Annotated in this window: 13 protein-coding genes; 6 read left to right on the forward strand and 7 right to left on the reverse strand. The window is 45.5% G+C overall.

Annotated elements, in window-relative coordinates; translation table 11 throughout:
- Positions 1–6 precede the first annotated feature (6 nt).
- Both GTQ48_RS16400 and GTQ48_RS16405 read right to left on the reverse strand, forming a co-directional pair.
- Positions 7–3,846 carry a translocation/assembly module TamB domain-containing protein gene (locus tag GTQ48_RS16400; protein ID WP_163107627.1) on the reverse strand — a complete coding sequence of 1,280 codons (3,840 nt, stop codon included), beginning with the start codon at positions 3,844–3,846 and terminating at the stop codon, positions 7–9.
- Positions 3,843–5,636 carry an autotransporter assembly complex protein TamA gene (locus GTQ48_RS16405; protein WP_163107628.1) on the reverse strand — a complete coding sequence of 598 codons (1,794 nt, stop codon included), beginning with the start codon at positions 5,634–5,636 and terminating at the stop codon, positions 3,843–3,845. The genes GTQ48_RS16400 and GTQ48_RS16405 overlap by 4 nt, the downstream gene beginning before the upstream one ends.
- Positions 5,637–6,107: 471 nt before the next feature.
- On the opposite strand from GTQ48_RS16405, the gene GTQ48_RS16410 reads away from it, so the two are divergent.
- Together GTQ48_RS16410 and GTQ48_RS16415 are read left to right on the forward strand one after the other, a co-directional pair.
- Positions 6,108–8,051, forward strand: a complete 1,944-nt coding sequence (locus tag GTQ48_RS16410; RefSeq protein WP_163107629.1) for an alpha/beta hydrolase family protein — start codon at positions 6,108–6,110, stop codon at positions 8,049–8,051.
- 181 nt (positions 8,052–8,232) lie between these two features.
- Complete coding sequence (locus GTQ48_RS16415) at positions 8,233–9,480, forward strand: multidrug effflux MFS transporter (protein ID WP_163107630.1); 1,248 nt, start codon at positions 8,233–8,235, stop codon at positions 9,478–9,480.
- Between the two features lie 80 nt (positions 9,481–9,560).
- Here the strand turns inward: GTQ48_RS16415 and ilvC are convergent, their stop codons facing one another.
- Positions 9,561–11,039, reverse strand: coding sequence for a ketol-acid reductoisomerase (ilvC, locus tag GTQ48_RS16420; RefSeq protein WP_163107631.1), 1,479 nt, complete (start codon positions 11,037–11,039; stop codon positions 9,561–9,563).
- Positions 11,040–11,194: 155 nt separating this feature from the next.
- Between ilvC and ilvY the strand changes: the two genes are divergently transcribed.
- Positions 11,195–12,061: an HTH-type transcriptional activator IlvY gene (ilvY, locus tag GTQ48_RS16425; RefSeq protein ID WP_163107632.1), complete on the forward strand. Its 867-nt coding sequence runs from the start codon at positions 11,195–11,197 to the stop codon at positions 12,059–12,061.
- Between the two features lie 66 nt (positions 12,062–12,127).
- Here ilvY and GTQ48_RS16430 read toward each other — a convergent pair whose 3' ends face one another.
- Entirely contained in the window at positions 12,128–13,642 is a 1,515-nt protein-coding gene (locus tag GTQ48_RS16430) for a YifB family Mg chelatase-like AAA ATPase (RefSeq protein ID WP_163107633.1), read from the reverse strand.
- Positions 13,643–13,735: 93 nt separating this feature from the next.
- On the reverse strand, positions 13,736–14,353 hold the full coding sequence (locus tag GTQ48_RS16435) for a trimeric intracellular cation channel family protein (protein ID WP_163107634.1): 618 nt from the start codon (positions 14,351–14,353) through the stop codon (positions 13,736–13,738).
- Positions 14,354–14,967: 614 nt separating this feature from the next.
- Here GTQ48_RS16435 and ilvD point away from each other — a divergent pair.
- The gene (gene ilvD / locus GTQ48_RS16440) at positions 14,968–16,818 is read left to right on the forward strand and encodes a dihydroxy-acid dehydratase (RefSeq protein ID WP_032095283.1); all 1,851 of its coding nucleotides are present in this window, start codon (positions 14,968–14,970) and stop codon (positions 16,816–16,818) included.
- Positions 16,815–18,356 (forward strand): threonine ammonia-lyase, biosynthetic, encoded by a 1,542-nt coding sequence (gene ilvA / locus GTQ48_RS16445; protein ID WP_163107635.1) that lies wholly within the window; start codon positions 16,815–16,817, stop codon positions 18,354–18,356. Before ilvD ends, ilvA begins: the two co-directional genes overlap by 4 nt.
- Before the next feature lie 154 nt (positions 18,357–18,510).
- Here the strand turns inward: ilvA and plsB are convergent, their stop codons facing one another.
- Positions 18,511–20,967, reverse strand: coding sequence for a glycerol-3-phosphate 1-O-acyltransferase PlsB (plsB, locus tag GTQ48_RS16450; RefSeq protein ID WP_163107636.1), 2,457 nt, complete (start codon positions 20,965–20,967; stop codon positions 18,511–18,513).
- 253 nt (positions 20,968–21,220) lie between these two features.
- Positions 21,221–21,712: a GNAT family N-acetyltransferase gene (locus GTQ48_RS16455; RefSeq protein ID WP_239060163.1), complete on the reverse strand. Its 492-nt coding sequence runs from the start codon at positions 21,710–21,712 to the stop codon at positions 21,221–21,223.
- A 251-nt stretch (positions 21,713–21,963) separates the two neighbouring features.
- Here GTQ48_RS16455 and GTQ48_RS16460 point away from each other — a divergent pair, with 251 nt between their 5' ends.
- Positions 21,964–24,255, forward strand: a complete 2,292-nt coding sequence (locus GTQ48_RS16460; protein WP_239060164.1) for a sensor domain-containing diguanylate cyclase — start codon at positions 21,964–21,966, stop codon at positions 24,253–24,255.
- The last annotated feature ends 623 nt before the right edge of the window (positions 24,256–24,878 follow it).

A 24,878-nucleotide genomic window follows, 5' to 3' on the forward strand; every position in this document is an offset into this window, starting at 1 on the left:
GTTTCTTTAGTCGTTATTTTCTTTATCGCTTTGTTCGTCATCGCTCTCAGAACGCCTGCGATTTTCACCTAAGAAAAACTCATAGTAGAGGTCGAGAGCAAATTCAGACTGATCCTCTAACGTGGTTTGAATAGCTTCTAAATAGAGATTGGGTAGAAGCTGGTATTTTAACGCAAGATCTGGGGGAAGCTGTCTGCGTCGAAGCGTACTGTTTACATCGTTATTTCCAAGACCAACATCGACATTATACTCAACCGATAGCCTATCGTTTATCTGCCCTGTGAGGGAAAGCTTGTCCTCATTGGTGCTCAAGCTAAAGTCATCTATGCCAAGGGCACTTCCCACCTGCCCGGTCAGCGTTTCTGTATTAGATAGTCCGAAGCCGAGCAATAGCGCCGCATAGTTAGGGTCAGATGAACCTGAATTGGGCCCAGAACCGGTCAGTAAATAGGATAAAACGCCCTGCTGATCCATTGCCGGCTGTGAAAATAGATTAATACTTGGCGAGTCTGCAGACCCATCTATTCTAATGCCAGCTATCACATCGTCATCGGTTTTAGCTGGGTTTCGAATTGCCTCCACTAACAATGAAGGCTGGCTTATTGGGCCATTAAATTGTATTTCGCCAGTCTTTATTATCAGGTTTTGTCCGTAGGCGTTATATCGACCATTTAAAATCTGCAGGTCTCCGTATCCCACGAGGGCTGGCTGAGTATTTATGCGTATTCCACCATAAAGACTTGCCGTTAGACCAAAAGCTTCAATTTTCACTTCTTCTTTTTTGGCCTGGTCGATATTCACCATCACGCTAGCATGCACAATATCCAGCGGGTCTTCACTGCGAGGCTCTCCGCGCAAATGTACATCTTTTGACGGTGATACAGCGTTGTCAGGTAACGATGCAATTTCGATTCTGGCCCAAGGGATATTCACATCACCAGTGACGTCAATCTTTTCTTTTGTAGCAGTAATATCGATGTTTGGTGATACCTTAAGCCGCGTATTGGGTTGTCTAATTTCAAAAGAATCTCCCTGCAGCGTAAGGTTAGCACTGGGGGTAGACGACCAGTTTATATCGCCTTTTAGCGAGCCTTTGCCACCGCCCAATATAAACGAGCCGTCAAGATTAGCCTGTTGACCATCAAGCACAATTGACTGATTCCAATCAGACAATGATACCGGGGTGTCTTGTATATCAATTGCACCATTTTCAATGGTGAGTTCGCCGTTTAAAGCGGGGTCGTCAATATAGCCGCCTAAATTGACTTTGCCGTTCAGTAAACCTGTCAGCGTGCGAATTGCCGGAGACAAGGGTTTAAGTGGCGACACATCTAGCCCCTGCATCAAAAGGGTGCCTTCAAGAGGCTTTTTGTCATCTAAGGGGCGAGTATTAAGGGTAAGTGTTGCATTACCAATATCTTCACTTGAAATTAACGAGGTAGACGTTAATTTTCCTTGCTTAATTTTACCTGAGGTCTCCATTGAGTTTATGGTCAGCTCAATGGGCCTAGATTCGCCTAGCTGCCATTTGGCAGGACTTAACGAGGCTGTAAAGGTTGCGTCAATGGGGTCTGCCGCAGAGTAACTGCCCTGTGATTTCACTGTTAGTGCTGCGTCAGACGCCTTTGAAACAGTGAGTGGTGCGAGCTCGTGAGCCCATAAGCCAACAGGCAACGATGAGGCTGTTACATCCCAACTGGCCTTGTTTTCCAGATAGTTAACATTTTCAATGCACAGTTCTCCTTCACCTCTTGAAGACCAACAGTGGCTACTTATCTTTGCAGTGATGGGTGAAGTTTGAGTGGGCATGCCAATATCGAGGTTAAACGGGGATGATAATAGCCAACGCATATTAGCAATTTCTAGCTTAGAGTTAGATATGGTGCCCTTCCAGTGCTGCGCTTTCCACGAGCCAGACATAACAAGATCAACGGCATTGTTAGGCAGGCTTAATGCTATTTCGGCATTGTGATTTTCATAGGTGCCGGAGACAGACACGTCACCATTCAACGCTCCTTGCTGCGCAGCCTGAGCGTTCAAACTTGGCGAAACGTTAATATTAGATAGGTTAATTTTGCTGGTTGTTGATGGGTTCTGCCAAGGGCCATTCGCTTTAATCGCACCTTTTACTGAGCCCGACACATCGCTGTACAGCATGCTAATCTCTGCGATATCCACATCAATATCGGCGTTTATGTAGCGCTTATTAAGCACTTGAGCCACCGCTTTTATGCGGTTTTCGTTTTGCTCAACGTTGAGGTTTGCCACTAATAAATCGCTAGGGCCGGCGTATACAGCTTCACCTACTACTCGTATAGGTGAGCTTCGGAGAACGCCCGTAATATCCATATCACGTAAACTCACATGCAAACCTCCCGCCTCGGAGTATTGCAATATGCTGTCGATATTTCCTTGCAGCTTCGCTGGGGCAAATTCACTAAACTGCTGAGCCGACACATTCGTCAGCGTTGTTTTGCCTTGCCATGCAATGGTGTCATTAAGGTATAAAGTACCCGTATTCTTAATACTGCCTTCTAAGGCCGATATATCAGCCTCATTCACGTAAATATTGTTCTTTTTAAGTACTACATCTAGCGCAACTGGAATGTCACCCATATCAGGTACATTCGCCGAGCCATTGCCTTTAAGTTTGTAGTCGCCCATTGTACCGCTAATGGTTAGCTGGCCCGCATCTAAGCTTGCGTTTGGTACCATAGGAATAGGCTGAGCCTGCCAACTAGCGTCGAAACTTATTGGCAGCGACTCGGATAGAAAGTTTGCAGACAAGGAAGTGTTAGCAGTCACCAATCCAGTAGCTGCAACCGCCACATCGATATCATCAAGGGCTCCTGATGCATTCAAAGTAATATTTTGTTGCTGTCCATCTATTTTTGCAAAGCCATCTAACTCAATATCAAGGGGGTAATTATCTTTAAGGTTAGCTTCTATAAAGCCTTCTACCTGACCTTGCTCATGCTTAATATTCACCTTCTCTATGCGAATTGCTGAGCGTTGAAATGACATATCGGTTACTGATAGCAGAGCCAATCGCTGGGTGCTTATGTCTTGAGAAGAGCCTTTACCTTGAGTGAAGCTAATATCTTCTATATTGAGCGCGCTAAATTTAATGGGAATGGGAGTGACTATCGCCGGCAGTGACGGCACGTCGTAATTAAGCGAGTATGAAGTGGGTAGCGATGAACCGGAATTTGTATCTGAGCCCGGGCCAGAGCCTGAACCTTGGCCTGATGGATTGCTTGGCGGTGTAGCTGCGCTGTTTGTACTGTTACTGCTATTTGGGGCTGTGCTATTACTATTAAGAGCAACAGCTAAGCCGCTTGCCTCTAAATTTTCAAATTCAATACGATTGGAACCAGAGAAATCCTCTAGGAGTAAAGAGTCAATTGCGATATTTGCATTGAGTAAGGCCACCGTCACATTCTTCAACGTAAGCTGCGCCACATCAACTGGAAGAGGCAGGGCAAAGGTGTCGCTCTGTTCACTCGCTGTATCGTTTTCTGCCGCAGCGGATACTTGTTCAACCGTGGCGTTTTCCACCTCAAGGTTGTTTACACAAACGCGAGGCTCAAAGACGCAGCGCCAGGTTATATCTGCATATACTCGACCTACGTCAACCCGCCACTGTGGATTGTTGTATGTCAATTTATGTATTGTTAGGGGGCCAGCAAATCCACCTTCAATATCCTCAATCTCTAGTTTATCAACAAAGGTATTGGCCAGTATCTTTACCGTAGGTCCGCCAAGAGGGCTAATAAGCAAAGCATATACTGCAACAACAAAAAATACCGGTGATAGCAATAGAGCGGAAATTGTACGCTTTTTCATATTTCAGGCCCTATTAACAAGTGAAAATTCCATTTGGCTTCGTCTGGAGCAAAACCTCGCGCAATATAAATTCTCACAGGACCTATAGGAGATAGCCAATGTAGCCCTGGACCTACACTGTAGGTTAGCTCGGCATCGGTGGTATTTGACGCGGTTCCTGCATCAACGAAAGCTGCCACCCGCCAATTATCGGCAAAACGATAGGCATATTCCACGCTGCCTGTTAGTAGGTACTTACCACCAATGGACTCTATGTCAAAGTCGCCTGTACCAGGATTAAAGAGTTCAGCCTTTGGTGAAATATCTCTAAAGTCAAAACCTCTAACACTTTGATCGCCGCCGGCATAAAATCGCAGCGAGGTAGGAACGTCGGAAAAACTACTTGCCTTTATGGCGCCTAACTCACCGCGAATGGTTAATCGGTGTACATCGTTAAAAGTGGTAATAAACATTCCCTCAACAACCGCTTTGGCAAAGTCGATATCTGACCCCGCATCTTCTCGGCCTACTTGACCAAGAACTTGAAAATACAATCCGTTGTTAAAGTCTAACTCTCCATCTTTGTTGCGATAGGTAATGGAGTACCCTGGCAGAACTAGCGAGGTGGTATTGGTATCCAATGCTCCTTGGTCGAAGGTTTCACGCAAGTAGGTAATAGAGCCGTCTTGTTGCCAAGGAGAATTGTCTTCTTGCCAATAACGATGTGCAGACACCGATAGCGTTTCACTTTCAAAGGAAGTATTGCTGTATTCAATAAATTGATAACCCGTTTCAAAACTAATGTAGTCGCGAGTAATGTTTTTCATGGGAATGCGGTAATCAGCAGAAACAGATTGTTCTGGTTGGGACACAAAAATATCCGCGTTTATTGAATGACCACGACTATTCACCCAAGGTCGTTCCCAGCCCAGGCTTATACGAGGGCCAGTATCGGTCGCGGCTCCAAGCGCTACATTGAATGAGTCTGAGGGGCGATGCAGCAGCGATACTTCAATGGGAACTTGCAGTCCTTCGGCATCGCTCACTACCGGGCGAGCGATAACGCGGCTAAAATAGCCAGCCTGATTTAAACTGCGATTAAAATCGTTTAGTACAGAAGAAGAGTAAGGATCGCCTGGCTTAAACGGTCTAAGGCGGGAAATAATCGCTTTTGCCTTGTCGTCACCAACAATTTTTAGTTCGCCAAAATGATACTGAGGGCCGCTTTGCGCTATCAATAGTATGTTGGCCTGCTTCTCTTCTCTTACCAAGTCTAAGCGGGTTGCCTGCCAATAAAAATCAAAATATCCATGAGAGAGCGCATAATTGAACATTGAAGATTTAAAGCTTTCGTAAACCGGTTGGTTTAACACGTCGCCCTGCTTTAACTTGAAGGCGTTAAAGCGCTTGCGAAACTCTTCGTCAATTCGACCTGCTCCAATAATTTCACGAGTCACCTTATTTACAGTTAATGGTGCGTTCAGTGATACCGACACCTTAACTGCACTCTCACCATTAACCGTTATAGACGTTTCGCTGTTGTAATAACCAAAAGGTTGAACGGCTGTAGCTACCGTTTCAGACACTTCATCTTGCCAATAAGGGTCGCTCAGTAAAGACTTTTCAACATCTAAATTGTTCAGGTGAATGCGAATATTTTCTTTTAGCTTACTGTTTTCGACTCCAGATATTGAATAGGATATGTCGCTTTCAGCGTTCACTGAAAAAGGTGCGATAACCAAAATCAGAGCTAATAATGGGACAGCCACAAAAAATCCACGTACCAAAGCTTGGCTGCGGCGTGATTTCATGCGGCACCACGTTGTACAGGTGTGTGTAAGAAGCAGTAGAAGTTTATTTTCTACGGGTATTGAGGGCATGTAAATGCAGGATCCTTTAAGCATTGATTCGGTGTACGGGTTCACTCGCTACAGTGTATTTACGGCTGAAACGAGTCACGAACACTGGTCGTAATATTATAACGTTTGGCGCTTGTGATTTCCTTGTGTTTCTGTTGCTGCATCGGAATATATTGCTGCACCGAAGGAAGTCACCAGCATACCACATCCACACTTTCACACTGAAAAGCGCGATGAGAGAGAAGAATTCTGCGTTGACTACACTGAAGCAGTGCGCTGTGCATTTATTTCCTTCTTATTTCGTGGCATCTTATAGCTTATTTATTACGTACAAACAGCGCAAATAGAACGATTACAGTTATTAACCTGATGTGTAATAAATAATTGCTACAAACATAAAAAGAATAAAAACAAAGGAATGTTATGCACCACAGCCCATCCAACTTGCTTATTCAGCTACTTCTACTTTGTGCAGCAGTAATTTCATTTAGTGTTACCGCTCAACAAGAAGAGCCCTCTAGCTATCTCGATTTTAGCGCACTACCTGCCTATGGAACGCCTGCCTTAGCGCCTGACGGCACCAAAGTAGCGTTTGTGCAAAACGTGACAAGCCCTAATGAACTCACCATGTTGGCTACCTACGACTTCAAAAAGGGAAAGAAATATTACCTCTTACAAACAGACAACGAAGAAGTACACGTAAATTGGTACAAATGGGTGAACAACGAGCGTTTGATTGTCAGTGCGTTGTATCAGTCTCGGCGGGGCAAAACTAAGGTCAAAGATACTCGCCTGCTAAGCGTCCGCTTTGACGGTGGTGGCAAGGGCACATTCAACCTTATTCATTGGCAGCGGTTAAAAAGCAGAGCGGGAAACCCTACTCACACGCCGCAATTTCAAGATGAAGTCATTGACTGGATGCCTGACGATCCAGAGCATATTCTTGTATCGATAGATGCAGAAGTACTGGGTTTACCGTCCGTGTATAAGGTCAACGTAAATACAGGAAGCTTAAGTCGTGTAATACGTGGTAAAAAAGGCATAAGAGACTGGGTAACTGACAGACAGCACAACGTGCGTATCGGTATTTCATTGGACTATGATACCGGTGAGCGCGAAGTGTTACTTAAAAAAGGAGATAGTTGGGAAACACTGTTTGCGTATAACGCAATGACCGACAAGGGTGAGTACCCTATGGGGTTTGCACTCGATCCCAATATTCTGTATTACCGAGGCTATAAAGGTGACTTCAAAGCGGTTTATAAGCTGAATCTAAAAACAAAAGAACGCACAGAGGTGTATTCAGATGACGGTTATGACGTTAACGGAAGTTTAATTTATTCTCCTCTCACCAATGATGCCATTGGTGTTCGACACGACGGCCGGTTTTATTGGGATACGCGTTATGTTGCTCTGCAAAATGGCTTAGATCAGAGCCTGCCAGACTATAATAATACGCTTGTGAGCTTTAGCGATGACGAGCAAACGTATCTTGTTTACTCTGAGTCGGATACGTTGCCAGGCGTATTTCTATTGGGTGATAGAAAGGCAGGTCGGTTAGATGCTCTTTTCCACCAGTATCCGCAAATAGATACCACAACGTTATCAAAACACAGCCTCATTTCTTATGAGGCGCGAGACGGTGTGTCAGTAGAAGCCTATCTTACTTTGCCTGAGGGTGAAGGGCCGTTTCCAACCATTATCCACCCGCACGGCGGGCCTGGAGCACGCGACTTTAGTGGATTTGATTATTGGACTGCGTATTTCACAAGTAAGGGCTATGCAGTGCTAAGACCTAACTTTAGAGGCTCACAAGGGTATGGCTTCAGTTTTGCTCAAAGCCAAATGAAGGGGTGGGGCTTAGCCATGCAAGACGACATTACTGACGCAGCGCATTGGATGGTGGAGCAAGGTCATGCTGAAAAGGACAATATGTGCATAGTCGGCGCCAGTTACGGTGGCTATGCAGCTTTAATGGCAACGGTGAAAACACCTAACTTGTTCAAATGTGCGGTGAGTTTTGCTGGGGTGAGTTCTTTAAAGCACATGGTGCTAAGCGCGCGCAGATTTCTGAATAATGAATTTGTGAAAAATCAGATAGGTGACGACTTTGATGATTTAGAAGCCCGTTCCCCTTATTACAATGCAGAGAATATAAAAACGCCAATTTTGCTTGTTCACGGTGAAGAAGACCGCGTAGTGCGAGTGAGACAAAGTCGATATATGGCAGACGAGTTAGACGACTTAGACAAGACCTACAACTTTGTTGAGCTAGAAAACGGTGACCATTATTTATCGATACAACGTAATCGACATCGTTTTTTTCAAGAAATGGATACCTTTTTAGATAGGTATCTCACAAAGTAAGAGAGGGTAAAGAGTCACTAAGCAGCTCTCACTATTTACTTCATTAACCGACTAAGCCGCCAGTAATTGCGATAGGTGCTATCAATGCTGGCGGCTTTTTAATCAGCTTTACGATATAATTTCCCCAAGCGCGCATCGGTGCGCTTTTTTCACTCCCCACTACTTTCATATAAGAGAAATTATGCCCCAAAATGCTCATGGCGCATCTCACGATGCCGCCGTTGTTCGAAAGCCTGTTCTAGGCATTGTTGAGTTTGTCGCATTGATGGCCACAATGACGTCCTTAGTTGCCCTTAGTATCGACGCAATGCTGCCCGCCTTATTGCAAATTGGGGAGTCGTTGAATGTAGAGCAGGCCCATCATACTCACTTGATTGTTACGGTTTTCTTTGTAGGCATGGCTTTTGGGCAGATGTTTTTCGGCCCTTTTTCGGATAGCCGAGGACGTAGACTGACTATTCTTGTGGGCCTTTGTATATTCGCGCTCGGTACGTTTGTGTGTATGTCGGCCACCTCACTTGAAACTATGCTGGTGGGAAGAGTCATTCAAGCGTTCGGAGTCTCAGGGCCACGTATTGCTTCAATGGCAATTATCCGCGACCTATACGTTGGAGACGCGATGGCGCGGGTGATGTCTTTCATCATGATGGTGTTTATTCTTGTGCCCATGCTAGCGCCTATTATTGGCCAAACAGTGATGGATCTATTTTCTTGGTTCCATATTTTTACGCTATTTCTTGTTGTCGCTACGATGGCCGGTATTTGGTTTTTTTCCCGACAAGGGGAAACCTTGCCCAGACATCGCCGGAAAGCGTTTTCTTGGAAGCAGCTCTTTGTATCTTCAAAATTAATTCTTACTAATCCATCGGTTATGGGATACACCTTTGCGATGGGCTGCATCTTTGGCTCATTTCTCGCCTATTTAAGTGCTTCGCAAACTATTTTTCAGGTGTATTACAACGTGGGTGACATGTTCCCCTATATCTTCGCTATCCTTGCTTTTTCTATTGGTTTAGCAAGCTATTTTAACGGCAAAATGGTGATGCGGTTTGGCATGAGGAAGCTGTGTCGATTTGCGCTAAAAGGTGCGAATGGTTTTGCTATCGTGTATCTAGCTTTGTTGATAGCCTACGATGGCCTGCCACCCTTAGCACTCACTGTATCGATTATGTTTATTGGCTTTTTCTTTGTGGGTATTTTGTTTGGCAATCTAAATGCCATGGCCATGCAGCCATTAGGCGATGTGGCAGGGTTAGGAGCAGCTATTATTGGCTCGTTTTCCAGCCTTTTCTCGGTACCAGTCGCCCTGTTTGTTGACAGCTTTTTAGACGGTACCCTTATGCCAATTGGCATCGGTTTTGTCGTGTTTTTTGCGTTGTCTTATGTGGCAGTGCGGTTTGCTGAACGTGTTAGAGAGTGCGGTGCGTAGGCATAAAAAAGCCCGACCAAAATGGTCGGGCAAAAGGGCTTATTAAAAGCACCTAACGACAGAAACTGTCCTAACCACTGTTACACTACAATGGCCTTCATATCAGTCATGTAGCCACGCAGGGTTGTTCCTACTGATTCCACACCGTGTGAGCGGATGGCATCGTTAACTTCAACAAGGCGTTTGTTCTCTACTTGATTAGAAGTAGCAGGCAAACCTTTACCTATCACTGAAGTATCGATAGTAGGCATAAAGCTTTCACGCAAAATTGGAATGGCTGCGTTCGCAAACAAGTAGTTTCCATATTCTGCAGTATCTGAGATAACCACGTTCATTTCATACAAACGCTTACGTGCGATAGTATTTGAAATAAGTGGGGTTTCATGCAGTGATTCGTAATAAGCCGACTCAGGTAAAATGCCTGCTTCAACCATAACGTCGAAGGCAACTTCAACACCGCATTTAATCATGGCAACAAGTAGAATGCCGTGGTCGAAAAACTCTTGTTCACTAATTTTACCTTCGTAAGCTGGCGCGTTCTCAAAAGCCGTTTCACCGGTTTCTTCGCGCCACTTAAGTAGGTTTGCATCACCGTTTGCCCAATCTTCCATCATTGTGCGAGAGAATTCGCCGCTAATGATGTCGTCTTGGTGTTTTTCAAACAAAGGACGCAGTAATTCGGTTAGCTGGTCTGAAAGCTCTGCGGCTTTCAACTTCGCTGGGTTCGACAGACGATCCATCATGTTAGTAACGCCGCCAATCTTCAGTGCTTCAGTAATGGCTTCTAGGCCATACTGAATAAGTGCTCCGGCGTAGCCGGCATCAATACCGTCATCAACCATTTTTTCAAAAGCGAGTACTGCTGCAACTTGCTGCATACCGCACAAAATCGTTTGCTCACCCATCAGGTCAGACTTAACTTCAGCAACAAACGATGACTCTAATACACCTGCTCTGTCACCGCCGGTGGCACTAGCCAGTGCCTTTGCAGTATCCCAACCTTTACCTTGCGGATCGTTTTCAGGGTGAACCGCAATAAGTGTTGGAACACCAAAGCCACGCTTATATTCTTCTCGTACCTCAGAACCCGGGCTTTTCGGAGCGCACATGACGACAGTAATATCGTCACGAATTTGCTGGCCTTCTTCAACGATATTAAAACCGTGAGAATAGCTTAGCGTCGCACCTTCTTTCATTAACGGCATGACCGCTTCTACAACGCTAGCGTGCTGCTTGTCAGGTGTTAGGTTGTAGACTAAGTCGGCATCGGGAATTAAGTCTTGGTAAGTACCAACGGTAAAATCGTTACCCGATGCGCGTTTGTAAGAGTCACGCTGCTCATCGATGGCTGCTTGACGCAGTGCATAAGACACGTCTAAGCCTGAATCACGCATGTTTAAGCCTTGGTTAAGACCTTGCGCACCGCAACCCACGATCACAATTTTCTTGCCTTTAAGGAACTGACAACCGTCAGCGAATTCATCGCGTGCCATGAAGCGACAGCGGCCAAGCTGATCTAACTGCTGGCGAAGTGATAGGGTATTGAAATAATTAGCCATAAAAATTTCCGAACAACATTCATTTTTGTCAATATCAAACACCACCTTGGTGCTGACAGACCTCGTCTATGACGACTTGCTGTGAAGACTAAAAGATTTCTTTTGTTTTGGAAAATGATATATTTGCAAGATAATATTGCAAATAGTGAAACATTATGGATTTTCGCAGCTTACAACTCTTCAATCACTTGGCCACCAGCTTACATTTTGGTGATACAGCCGAGGCCATGTATGTCTCTCCGTCTACGCTAAGTCGTGTTATTCAAAGGCTGGAAGACGACTTAGGCTGTACCTTGTTTAAGCGCGATAACAGAAAAGTAGCCTTAACCCACAGTGGTCACAAGTTGCTGTCATTTTCAAAACAAGCCTTAAAAGAGTGGCAGCAGCTGAAAATTGATTTAAAGGCAGACAGCGACGCACTGCAGGGTGAGATAAGTGTTTTTTGCTCGGTAACCGCCAGTCAAAGTCATTTACCAAGCATGTTACGGCAGTTTAGGGAGCAGCACCCAGGCGTTGATATTCGACTTATTACGGGCGACCCTGCATTGGCAATCGAGAAGGTAAAAAGCAAGCAGTGTGACCTGTCTATCGCTATTTATACGCCTGACATGCCTACCGACCTTCACTTTTCAGCCCTTGACGATGTTCCCCTTGTGCTCATTGCACCTCGTGAATGGAGATTAACCCAATTGAGCCAGTTAGATTGGACAAAGCATAAGGTGATCATGCCCGAAACCGGGCCTACCCGACGAACCGCTTATCACTGGTTTGCAGAGCATGGCATTCGCCCTAACGTTTACGCCTATGTAGGCGGTAATGAAGCCATTGTGAGTATGGTGGCATTGGAATGCGGAGTAGGCTTTGTGCCTAAAGTTGTATTAGATCATTCAAGTATGGCCAGCGCAGTAACGCAAATTCAGGTAGATGACATAGAGCCTTACGCCCTTGGATTATGCTGCCTTCAAAATAAGCAGCATGAGCCTTTAGTCGACGCCTTTTTAAAACTAGATGTGCGCAGCTGATGCTTCAGTTAGTACCTATTTACTACCTTTTGATGTGACAAAAACAGCACCTAACTTTCTAACCTTTTAACAGCTACTTAGCTGTTTAATTAAGTTATCAAGGGCGCGATACCCTAAAGCTTCACTAATATGAACCCGGTTTACGGCCTCTTCGCGGTGCAAATCAGCAATAGTTCTCGCTACTTTTAACGTGCGATGAAACACCCGCATCGATAAGTTGAGCTGTTTTGCTGCCGCCTTTAAAAAGCGGAGATCGCCCTCGTTTACCTTACATATAGCCGATAGCTCACCTGCGCTTAAGGCTGCGTTTGGCTTTCCCTGCCGCATTAGCTGAATATGGCGGGTGTCGGCGACTTCTTGTCTAACCCTGTGCATTGAATCGTCAGAGCTGGGCTTTGCGATAGGTAGGTCATAATCGGGAAGCCGGGGAACTTCAACTTGAATATCTATTCTATCGAGTAATGGGCCAGACAACCTATTCAAATAGTTAAGCTGTTGTTGAGGCGAAAGGCGATTGTCGTCAATATCACCTGTGGGGCTGGGGTTCATTGCGGCAATCAGCTGAAAGTTTGCTGGGTACGTAGCACTGCCAGACGCCCTAGAAATATGCACGTCGCCTGTTTCTAATGGTTCTCGCAATACGTCTAATGCTTTTCTACCAAATTCAGGTAACTCATCCAAAAACAATATGCCGTTATGGGCTAGGGATATTTCCCCGGGTACCGGGTTTGAACCGCCCCCAGTAAGCGCAATGGCAGAGCTTGTGTGATGGGGAGAGCGCAAATGGCGATGCATAAATTTTTCAGCATTAAGCGTTTCGCCTTTTACCGAATAGACAGAGGCAACCTCTAAGGCCTCTTCTTCAGTGAGCGGAGGCAACAGGGCAAGCATGCGGCTGGCCAGCAAACTTTTTCCTGTACCAGGAGGCCCAACCATCAATAAGTTATGTGCGCCACATGCCGCAATAATCAGTGCGCGTTTTGCCTGTTCTTGCCCAATGATATCGTCCCACCCTACGTCACTGTTACACGTAGAAGTAGGCGTGAATGGTTGGCCAGAGGAGAGCTTTTTATGGCCACTTAGGTGCTCAAAAACAGAGAGTAAGTCAAAAGCCGGCAGTCTAGCAGCGTGGGAGACCAGCGCCGCTTCAATATCATTATCGCCGGGGTAAATAAGCGGTATATCTTCGTTTGCGGCGGCTATAACCACGGGTATCAGGCCGCCAACAGGCTTAATGTCGCCATTAAGCGCAAGTTCGCCGACAAAGGCAATATTAAGTAAGCTCGTGTCAGGTAAGTAGCCGGCTGCAACCAATATGCCCATTGCAATGGGCAAGTCGAACCGCCCTCCAAACTTGGGAATGTCGGCGGGGGCTAAATTAACGGTGATCCGTTTAGCAGGAAAATCGAAACCACTGTTAATGAGCGCGCTTCTTACTCGCTCCCGTGCCTCCTTTACGCTTGTTTCTGCCATGCCTACCAGCTGAAAGGCAGGAAGGCCGTTTGCCAAGTGAACTTCAACGGAGATCTCAGGTGCAGAAAGCCCCTGTCCTGCGAAGGTTTTAACAACGGCCATACTCATATATTTACCCCAGTACTGTCTTGGTGCCTCTTGGTGGGTAAACAATGTAAATGAGGGAGCAGCCTTGCGTAACTGTACAAGGGGCGTGTTGATCTAACTCTGTTCGTTGTAAAATACCGGCAACTGCCAATGCCACCGCAAGCTGCCTAAGCGCAATAGCACTGTGGTTATCAGTGCAGCAATACCGCACCACTGTGTTGCAAGGTCGAAATACAAACCAACGCCATAGGCAAAACCACCGGCAATACATGTCATCGCGTACAGTTCACCGTTTAACACTAGCGGTACTTCTCGGCAGATTACATCTCGCAGTAGGCCACCAAAAACACCGGTTATCGTTCCCATGGCAACGGCAACCGCAATGCCAGTATCATTTGCCAAGGCTTTTTCAATCCCCACTACGTTAAATAGTGCCAAACCGAAGGCATCGGCAATTAACAGGTAGTGAAAAGGAAATCGGGGACTTATGCGCAGCCACAAAATGGGAATAAAAGCGGCAACAAGGGTGGTATATAGGTAATCTGTATCAGCAATCCAAAACACGGGCACGTCTAGCATCACATCACGCAGTGTGCCGCCGCCAATGGCTGTTGCGCTAGCCAGCACGATGACGCCAAATCCGTCCATGCGCTTTTGATAGGCCATTAAGGTACCAGAAATCGCACATACCGCTACACCAGCAAGGTTTAGCCAATGAAACCAATCAAACATCTATACCCGCCCTGTATCTGAAAGCTACTGTTTGTGAAAATGACTATTAAAAGCCGTTTAAACCGCAAAATACTTGATTCAATATTGGGTTTTATGATATTTCTTTGCGCACACTGTACGTACATAAATTCAGCGAGACAAAATCTCGACTTGCAGCGGCCACTGCGAGTGTATGTATAAAGCACGTTATAGTGTAGGACAAGGGTCGCCATAACCCTAACCGAACAACTTTTCATTTTGTGCGCGTGTCATGCAGACGCATTTACTTAGAAAGAGCACCTGCAGCTAGACACTCAGCATGTCAATTATACCATTAAAAACAATGCCACAATGGTAAGTTTTGAACAGCCTTTTCTGTCGCAACGGCGAAGAGTATTGCGCTACATTCATGATGATTCAGCACATGATGTTTTAGCGCCACTGTATTCTTTCGCTAACTAATTTCTGATGTTGCTGGTATTTACGCATGGGTTGACTATGGTCGACTAGGTGTCCGTCAAAATGGGTGCCTTAGCCTAGATGCGAGATCAGCAACAGCAATAAAACACGTTTAGCAGGTAACGGTATCTGCTAACTATTATTTATTCGTTTGACTATATCAACGGGAGGGATTTATGCCCAAGTTACGTTCTGCAACCACCACGCAAGGCAGAAATATGGCTGGAGCTCGCGCGCTCTGGCGTGCCACAGGTATGAAAGATTCTGACTTTGGAAAGCCTATTGTTGCTATCGCCAACTCATTTACCCAGTTTGTTCCAGGGCATGTACACCTTAAAGATATGGGGCAGTTAGTTGCTCGCAGTGTTGAGGCCGCAGGCGGTGTAGCCAAAGAATTTAATACCATCGCAGTAGATGACGGCATTGCCATGGGCCACAGCGGTATGCTTTACAGCCTTCCATCGCGAGAAATTATCGCCGACGGTGTGGAGTACATGGTTAACGCACACTGTGCAGACGCTATTGTTTGTATCTCAAATTGCGACAAAATTACGCCGGGAATGCTAATGGCGTCGATGCGCCTAAATGTACCCGTTGTGTTTGTATCGGGCGGGCCTATGGAAGCCGGCAAAACCAAACTGTCTGATCAACTTATTAAACTTGATTTGGTCGATGCCATGGTGGCCGCCGCTGACGACAAAATCAGCGATGCGGACTCAGATGAAATAGAGCGCTCAGCGTGTCCTACCTGCGGTTCGTGCTCGGGTATGTTTACGGCAAACTCAATGAACTGCTTAACAGAAGCGCTAGGACTGTCGTTGCCAGGTAATGGCTCTATGCTGGCAACCCATGCTGATCGTGAAGGGTTATTCAAAAAAGCGGGTGAGCAAATAGTCGAGTTGTGTAAGCGTTACTATGGCGATAACGATGAGAGCGTATTGCCGCGTAATATTGCTAATTTTAGCGCTTTTGAAAATGCGATGAGCCTTGATATCGCCATGGGCGGTTCAACGAACACCATATTGCACCTTCTTGCAGCTGCAATGGAAGGCGAAGTGCCATTTACGATGGATGATATAGACAGGCTGTCTCGTAAAGTCCCTCATTTATGCAAGGTTGCGCCTGCTACTCCGCAATACCATATGGAAGACGTACATCGCGCTGGCGGTGTTATCGGCATTCTCAACGAATTGAATAAGGCCGGCTTACTGAATAAAGATACTAACCACGTTCTAGGTAAGCCGCTTACCGATGTCATTAGCGACTGGGATATTACAAATCCTGAGAATAAAAAAGCCATCGAGTTTTTCCGTGCCGGCCCAGCAGGTATTCGTACCACTAAAGCATTTAGTCAAAGCTGCCGCTGGGATGAAGCTGATGCCGATCGAGAAAATGGCTGTATTCGTTCAATTGAAAATGCGTTTAGCCAAGAGGGCGGCCTTGCGGTGCTTTACGGTAATGTGGCTGAAAACGGCTGTATTGTAAAAACCGCTGGCGTGGATGAATCTATACTGACGTTTGACGGCACTGCACGTATTTACGAAAGCCAAGATGACGCGGTTGCGGGCATTTTAGGCGATGAAGTCAAAGCAGGTGATGTGGTATTCATTCGTTATGAGGGCCCTCGTGGCGGACCGGGTATGCAAGAAATGTTGTATCCAACGTCTTACCTCAAGTCTAAAGGGCTTGGCAAGCAGTGCGCACTGGTTACCGACGGTCGATTCAGTGGCGGTACTAGCGGCTTGTCTATCGGTCACTGTTCGCCTGAAGCTGCAAGCGGTGGCGGTATTGCTTTGGTTGAGCATGGGGACAAAATCAAAATTGATATTCCTAATCGCACCATCAATATTGAGATAAGCGATGAAGCCTTGGCTGAGCGTCGCGCAAAAATGGAAGCAAGCGATAAACCATGGCGTCCAAAAGATCGCGTTCGCGAAGTGTCCACATCGCTTAAAACATTTGCAGCCCTTGCTACAAGCGCAGATAAAGGTGCTGTTCGAGACGTGACGAAATTGGAAGGGTTATGAGTGTAAGCGATCACGAGTATCTAAAGAAAATTTTGCTGGCGCCGGTGTATGATGTTGCCGTTGCCAGCGAGTTGTCTTATATGTCTTTGCTATCGGCCGAGTTGGGCAACAACATCTTTTTAAAGCGCGAAGATCAGCAGCCCGTAAAAAGCTTCAAGCTTCGCGGTGCGTACAACCGAATTCACTCCCTTTCTCAAGCGCAGCTTGAGGCGGGCGTGATAGGTGCATCAGCGGGTAATCATGCGCAGGGCCTTGCATATAGCGCCAAAATGAAGGGTATTAAGGCCACTATCGTCATGCCTGAAACCACGCCTGACATTAAAATAGACGCTGTGCGTCGCTTTGGTGGTGAGAATGTAGAGGTTGTGCTGCACGGCACGAGTTTTGACCAAGCAAGCGGTCATGCAAAATCCCTATGCCAAGAGTTTGGCTATACGTTTGTTCCTCCTTTTGACGACCCTGATGTAATTGCAGGTCAAGGCACCGTAGCCCGCGAGTTACTAGAGCAAAACCCGAACCTTGATATTCTATTTGTAGCCGTTGGCGGCGGCGGATTAGCCGCGGGTATTTCTGTGTATCTTAAGCAGCTTAAACCCAGTATTAAAATTGTTGCCGTAGAGTCAGAAGAGTCAGCCTGCTTTATTAAAGCTAAGGCGGCGGGTGAGCCAACCGAACTGGATAGTGTGGGCATTTTTGCTGATGGTGTGGCGGTAAAAGTAATGGGTCAGGAGACCTTCAGACTGTGTAATCGCCTCATCGATGAAACCATTACGGTGACGAACGACGAAATATGCGGCGCTATTAAAGATATTTTTGATGATACCCGCGTTATCGCTGAGCCAGCTGGTGCGTTATCGGTAGCGGCTATTCGAAAATATGCCAAAGCGCACAACCTGCAAGGAAAGTCCTTAGGCGGGATTTTGTGCGGGGCTAATATCAATTTTCACACCTTGCGCTATGTGTCTGAACGCTGTGAGCTAGGCGAGCAGAAAGAAGCCGTGTTTGCGGTAAAAATTCCAGAGACCAAAGGCGCATTTAAGCAGTTCTGTGAGTGCGTAGGCGCTAAAGCGATAACCGAATTCAACTATCGCTATGCCAGTGAAAACGAAGCGCATATTTTTGTAGGCGTAAAACTCAAGGGAGGACAGCAAGAGTTTGCTGCGCTTCAGTCTGACTTAGAAGATAAAGGTTACGACTGCTTTAACCTGACGGATAACGAGTTAGCGAAGCTGCATGTTCGTCATATGGTAGGGGGAAGACCGCCTAGCATACTTAACGAACAGGTATTTAGTTTTGAATTTCCAGAACGTCCTGGTGCCTTGTTAAACTTCTTAAACACACTAGGCGAGCAGTGGAACATCACCTTGTTCCACTACCGTAACCACGGGGCTGCTGAAGGGCTTGTGTTAGTTGGCTTTGATATATTGCCAGAAAGCCGTGAAGCCTTTAATCAACACGTGGTAGAGCTTGGTTATAAATTTGAAGAGGTCTCGGACAACCCTGCATACCGGTTCTTCTTGTCTCAACCTGCACGCTAACGATTTGCTCGCTAGCAATTATTAGCAATACCAGTCAGTTTTTCCTTATACTGCTTCTACGTAAGCCTGAGCTTACCTTGGAGCAGTATAAGGGCTCTCTTTTGTTTTATATAAAACAGATTGCTGCAAAAATGTGTAGCAAAATCAACTCGCCCTAGTCTTTGTCTGAGTTCAGTGCAACATTTTCAAGATGTTGCATCATTTCAGGCCAAATGAGCGCCATTACGTCTTCACGAAGGGCTTCGCATTCTTCGGAGTACTTCAAGCTGCCGTCTTTTTCTGAGTCTAACCAGTGGTTTTCTTTTAAGGCATTGATAAAACTTGATAATACATTCTTATCATAAAACTCTGGCGAGCTTAGCCCATAAAGAACAGAAAGACGTTCTGCTACTTTCTTACTTTCTCTCTCAAGTGCGCCTCTGCTGATAGACTTTTCTTTATCCAATATGGTCAGTACAACAGCGTAGCGCTGCAGGGTCTCCTGCATACACCGGCTTAACAGCCATGCAGAATGGTATTGCTTACAGTGTGCGTCAGGAGGAAGTAACTCGTTATCAACCTCGCGCAATAGCCCGTTGCTAAGCAATGTTGTGATAAGTGCGTCGGTATGAGCAAGGGCTTCATCTTGAGAAAGGTGAAGGAAAAGCTCTTTTTGCAGCAGTGGATAAAGTGACGCAATAAGCTCAAACACCTTATTCTTACTAATCCCTTTCTTAGCAAAAACCGATGCCATTATGAGCCCAGGAATGGCGAACAAGTGCAAAATGTTATTGCGGTAGTAGGTTAAGTAAACAGCCGATTTAGGCTGCGGGCTTATTAGTCTGCCGTAATCGTCATCTTGTATGTCAAATCGGCCAAGTTTCAGCGTGTCTTTCAGCAATTCATCGGTAGACGCCTCGGGAATTGTTGCATCACTACTAAACGGGGCCTGTTTGAACAAGTCAATAAAGTCGCCCATCGCCTGCTTAAGCTCTGCTTCGCTCATGGTTTGCGTTTTCGAAGACAACAGGCAAAGCGAAATAAGCGCCATGCCGTTAAGCGCTGCTGCTCTATTAATGCGGGTCATCACATCGTTCGCCAGTTCGTTAACTGCAGGCGTTAACCATGCTGGCTTTTTCTCCGGCTCGGCGTCACGGCACTCTCGCCAATTTGGAACGTGAGACTCTAAAAACTGATTAAGTTGAATTGGCTCGCCAAAGTTTACGTAGCCATGGCCATAATTTTTAAGCTTTTTGATGGCGGTGAAAACTTGAAGGTTCGATTCCTTTTTCTTTTTAGAGCCTTTCAGCTCATTCAAATAGCTTTTCACTTCCATCACGTTTTCGTAGCCAATGTATACGGGTACAAGGCTAACCGGGCGATTTACACCTTTCAGCATCGCTTGAATGGTCATTGCCAGCATGCCCGTTTTAGGTGGAATAAGCCTTCCCGTGCGGCTTCGGCCGCCTTCGGGATAGTATTTCACCGAATACCCTTTATTAAACAACAGCTCTAAGTATTCTCTGAATACGGCAGTGTAAAGTTTATTTCCAGCAAAACTACGTCTTAAGAAAAACGCACCGCAGCGGCGAAATATTTTACCTACTGGCCAGAAGTTTAAGTTAATGCCGGCGGCAATATGCGGTGTCACCATGCCTTCGTGATAAATAACATAGGTGAGCAAAAGGTAGTCCATATGGCTTCGATGGCAGGGCACATAGATAATTTCGTGTCCATTAGCCGCAAGCTCGCGGATGCGCTCTGCGTGACCCACGCTGATGCCGTTATAAATCTTGTTCCAAATTCGGGTAAGTATTCTGTCACCAAAGCGAATTAAGCCTTCACGATAATCTGCAGCTACTTCGGTGATGTAAGACTGCGCCCGTTCTTTGGCTTTCTCGTGTGAGACCTTTTTCGCTCGAGACTCTTCAGCCATGGCACGACGCACGGCATCAGAGCCCAATACGCTGTTGTTGAGCTCTTGTCGCTCAAGCAATGTGGGGCCAGTCATACTTTGGCGTTTGCGGTGAAAGTGAGTACTCGCTACTCTCACAAGTTTTTGCGCAATGCTTTGATCACTGCCGTGCTGATTGGCCATTGTGCGAGCAGAGACGGCTTTTGAATAATTGACAAAGTTATCGCGCCCTAAAAACAAGACAATAAATAACTTTCGAAGCCAGCTTGGCGCCGCTTTGTAAGTAATTAAGTCTCCTAAACCCGGCTTGCCTTTACCCGGTGTTCTTCCCCAAGTGATGAATACGGGCACAACCTGGAGGTCTAGGTTTTCGTGGTCGCGATGTAAATGGAACAAATCGGTAAAAACATCTTCAATGCCGGTGTTGTCACCACCTGAGCGAAAAAGTGGCTGCGTTTTTCTTAAAAATAAGGTGGAAGGGTATTCTCTGCCCGCAAGAGTCAGCGTATCGGTAGGACTAGGCAGTCCTAACGCTTGTGTCGACATTCTTAGCGCTAACTGGTCGGTGACCGAGTTGGTGGGTAATAAATAGACAATGGGCTTTTCTTTATCGATTCCAAGCTCAGAGTCGACGTTCACTGGAATACTGTGTGCTTTAACAAGCAACTTAACAGGATAATGAAATACCGATAAAAAGGCTTTTCGCATCCACGACATGAATTCTGTCATCCTATGAAATAAAAACGCAATTAGTGTATCACAAAACCGGTAAGGTCTTCTTTTATGCTGAATTTATGCAAGCGAATCAGCGTAACACTGAGCATTAACGTAAGTGACTGATTCGCGCTATAAGCCACAAAAGCCAATCTTACCGGAAGGCCGCCTTTACAGTGTGTTAAGTATTTCACACCATTAAACCTATACACTGCACGCAGAAAAAACGTTCTAGTCAATAACGCTAAACCTCGCGTTATGTTTTACCTGTATAACGCATGGCCACATTGCAGCGCTCGTAGGCACTTCCGTACTTGTTCATTGTTTCTTTGCAGTGCTCAAATCCATTTTTTAAATAAAGGTGAATGGCCGCCTCGCAGCGCTTATTGGTGAGTAAAAATAAGGTGTTGTGAGCGATAGAGGGCGCTAAGGTTAATACATATTGTAATAGCTGCTCGCCTACTTTAAGGCCTCGTGCATTAGAAGCCACGCCCATTTTTGTAAGCTCAAAAACGCCTTCCGATTTTTTCGCCAAAGCGCAGGCCCCAATTACACCTAGGGTTGGGTGTTTGGCGAACCAGATGTGGCCACCGTTATTAATAATAAACTCTTTAGGGCGAGAAATAACATCTTCATCAACGGGTTCAAGAACAAACATAGTTTCTATCCATTCTCTATTTATCGAGTCGAAGTAAGGCGATAAATTATCGCTAAAAGGTAAAAACTCCAGCGGTAAAGACTGTTCCATAGGTGAAAATTAACTGAATGGTAAATAATGCTATGCTAGATAAAAAACGCCATAATGAATAGCGTTGTTAGTATCTTTATCATTAGGCATTGTATTAATGGAGCATTGAGACCTTTACAGTACCGTCAAAGAGATAGGGTTTGTAGAAGTCAGAATTCTGGCTAAAAAATTGTTTTGTAATCATTTTTAAGTTGGCGTTTCAAGTATATCTCACTATTTTTATATTAGATTTTATTTACGAGCGAAAAACCTTGGACAATAAGCTTTCCACAACTATCGATGCAACGATGCTCAATAGCGAGCTTCCGCTTGATTTGGACGATTTAATGACATTATTGGCAGAAGCTTATGATGTGCCCATTGCGTTAATTGGTATTGTTGGTAAGCAAGATGAAGTGATAAAGGCGAGTCATGGTACTGATATCAAGTATATTCCTCGTGAGAATGCGTTTTGCAGTCATGTTGTGGAGTCCGGCGAGCCCTTACTCATTTCCAATGCGACGAAAGATGATCGTTTCCGTAATGTGCAAAATGTAGTCGACGGTAAAGAAGTTATATTTTATGCTGGAACGCCTATTCATATTGAAGGCGAATCGGTGGGCGCCGTATGCCTCATCGACTCACAGCCAAGGAGTATTGGCGAAAAACACCTCACATTATTAAAGCGAATTGGCTTGCTAGTGAGTAAGCACATTGGCCTCTCACGAGAGCATGAAATGCTTAAACGTGAGCACGGCCTAATCGAGAAGTCCCCCATTGTTCTTGCGACGTGGAATTTCGATAATTCCCTTAAGTTAGCGTACATTTCTAAAAACGCACACACGGTAATTGGCGCTGATGCGGCAGATTTACTAGAAGGCAGGATCGAATTTACTGATTTGATGTGCGATGAGTCAGACGCTGATTTTACTTTTGCGATGCAAGCACACATGGAAGGAGTTGAAACCCATGTCTGTCGGCTAAAAATGTCTGTGCCTACTCGCACTATTTGGGTGAGTATGATTTCCACCGCCAGTTTTAACGACAATGGAAGCCTTTTTTCGGTGCAGGCGTTTTTGTTTGATACCAGCGATCAAAAATACGTCGAGGACAAGCTTAACGAAACCAATCAACGAATGCGCCTGCTCTTGGAGGCTTCAGAGCTTGGAACATGGGATTGGAACTTAAAAGCGGATGTGAATCAGGTAAACAGGCGATGGTGCGAAATTGTAGGCATCGATTATGAGTACTACGATACAAGCTATCGATATTCCCGGCAGCTTATTCATCCCGCTGATCTCGTGCAATTTGAACACCACCTGGATGAACATTTGCGAGGTAAGACAAGCGTATTTAATACTACGTTTAGAATGAAGCACGCCAATGGTAACTGGGTGTGGGTGGAGTCTTACGGCAAAATTGTTGAAAATGACGCTATGGGGAAACCGCTAAGAGTAGCCGGTATTCACCGTGATATTACGGGAAGAATGGAGAGCGAAATTCATGAAAGGAAAAAAACTCAGCTGCTGCAGTTTATCAATAAGACGCGCGCATCTTATTTAGAAAGCAACGATCTTACACGGGCCTGTCAAACCGTACTCCCCGAGTTAATTGAGCTATCAGACAGTCAGTTTGCTTTTATTGCACAAATGCAGGATAAAGACAGTGAGCCAAAACTCTTCATTCATGCCATTTCAGATATTGTGTGGGACAGTGCTAGCTTTACTCAATACGCAGAGTATAAAAAACGAAACCTGTATTTCACCAACTTTGATAATTTGTTTGGCAAAGTCGTTACAACGGGTGAAGTAATTATTAGCAACACCCCCAAAACTCACCCCGCCTCTAGAGGCACGCCTAAAGGTCACCCTCGCATTAACCGCTTTCTTGGTCTTCCCATTAAGATTAAAGATGAAGTTGTGGGTATGATTGGATTAGCCAACAAGTTTGAATTTTACAAAGCGTCAGATGCAGCGTTTTTCCAGCCGTTCTTAGATGCGTTAGCAGGTTTATTCTATGCGGTTGATTTAGAAACCGCACGGGCAGAAGCAGAAGAAAAGCTGCGTATGCTAGCGATGACCGATTCCCTTACCGGCTTGTTGAATAGGCGAGCTTTCTTAGACGAATGTAATCAGATTTCCCAGACTCACCAGCAAGTCGCCATAGCCATTATGGACATAGATTACTTTAAGAGTGTCAACGACACCTACGGGCACGATGCCGGCGACTATGCATTAAAGGAGGTTGCATCAATCACTCGCTCTTTTTGCAGTGAGCATGGCGTTGTGGCTAGGTTAGGCGGTGAAGAATTCGCCATTGTGTTAGTGAACAAATCCCCTAATGAAGTGAATAGCATCTTTGAAAATCTTAGAGAGGCTATAAACGCTACGCAACTTGCTTACAAAAACGATCGAATCAATATTACTATCAGCACGGGGGTTAGCTATACATCAGACTGCTTCGATATCGATTTTAGTACATACTTGTCGGTGGCCGATCAGGCACTGTACGAGGCTAAGTCAAGTGGCAGAAACCGCACCTGCTGGCAGCCAGGTATACTTTAACTGCTTACATGACCGCGATAGCCGTTTTTGTGGGTTCCAGTTCAAAACTAAATTAGAAGTAACGAATTTATTGGGCTTTGAAGAACGATTCCAGAAAGATTTTAGGTGAATTCCAGCTTAAAGCTAAACTGACCTCAATAAGTCCAGCGCGACATTAAATTGAACGCCAGACAACAGTATTCCGCCGCCTGTAAGAAGGTAAGTTCGAATAGGGGCAATAATTCAAACATATACAAAATCAACGCAGGATTCAATAGATATTCAGGGTTCAGTCTCGCGCTCTTGGAGAGATAAATTGACCAAGATACCAGGCTGCTCTGTGCCGTTAAGGAGTTTAAGTGGCAATACTTATCCCCCTCAACAATACGTTGCGAGTATCCTTAGCGTTTCAGGAACTGAAAGGGAATGCCACTTCTTGTGTGGCACAAAAAGAATGTTTGTTAAGCTCAATCCTGAGTGTCCGTTCCTTGTCTAAGGCCGAACTTCGAAAGTCTACCGTATCCGTCCGGCAATCTCACCTAGCGCTTAGCAAATTGCCATGGTAGTAGTTGCTCGATATCGGCGTCGGGCCGACTGAGTTCATCAAGGCAGGTCATCACATACTCGAATACCTTGAGGTCGTT

Source organism: Alteromonas genovensis, assembly GCF_010500895.1.
Lineage (GTDB): Bacteria > Pseudomonadota > Gammaproteobacteria > Enterobacterales > Alteromonadaceae > Alteromonas > Alteromonas genovensis.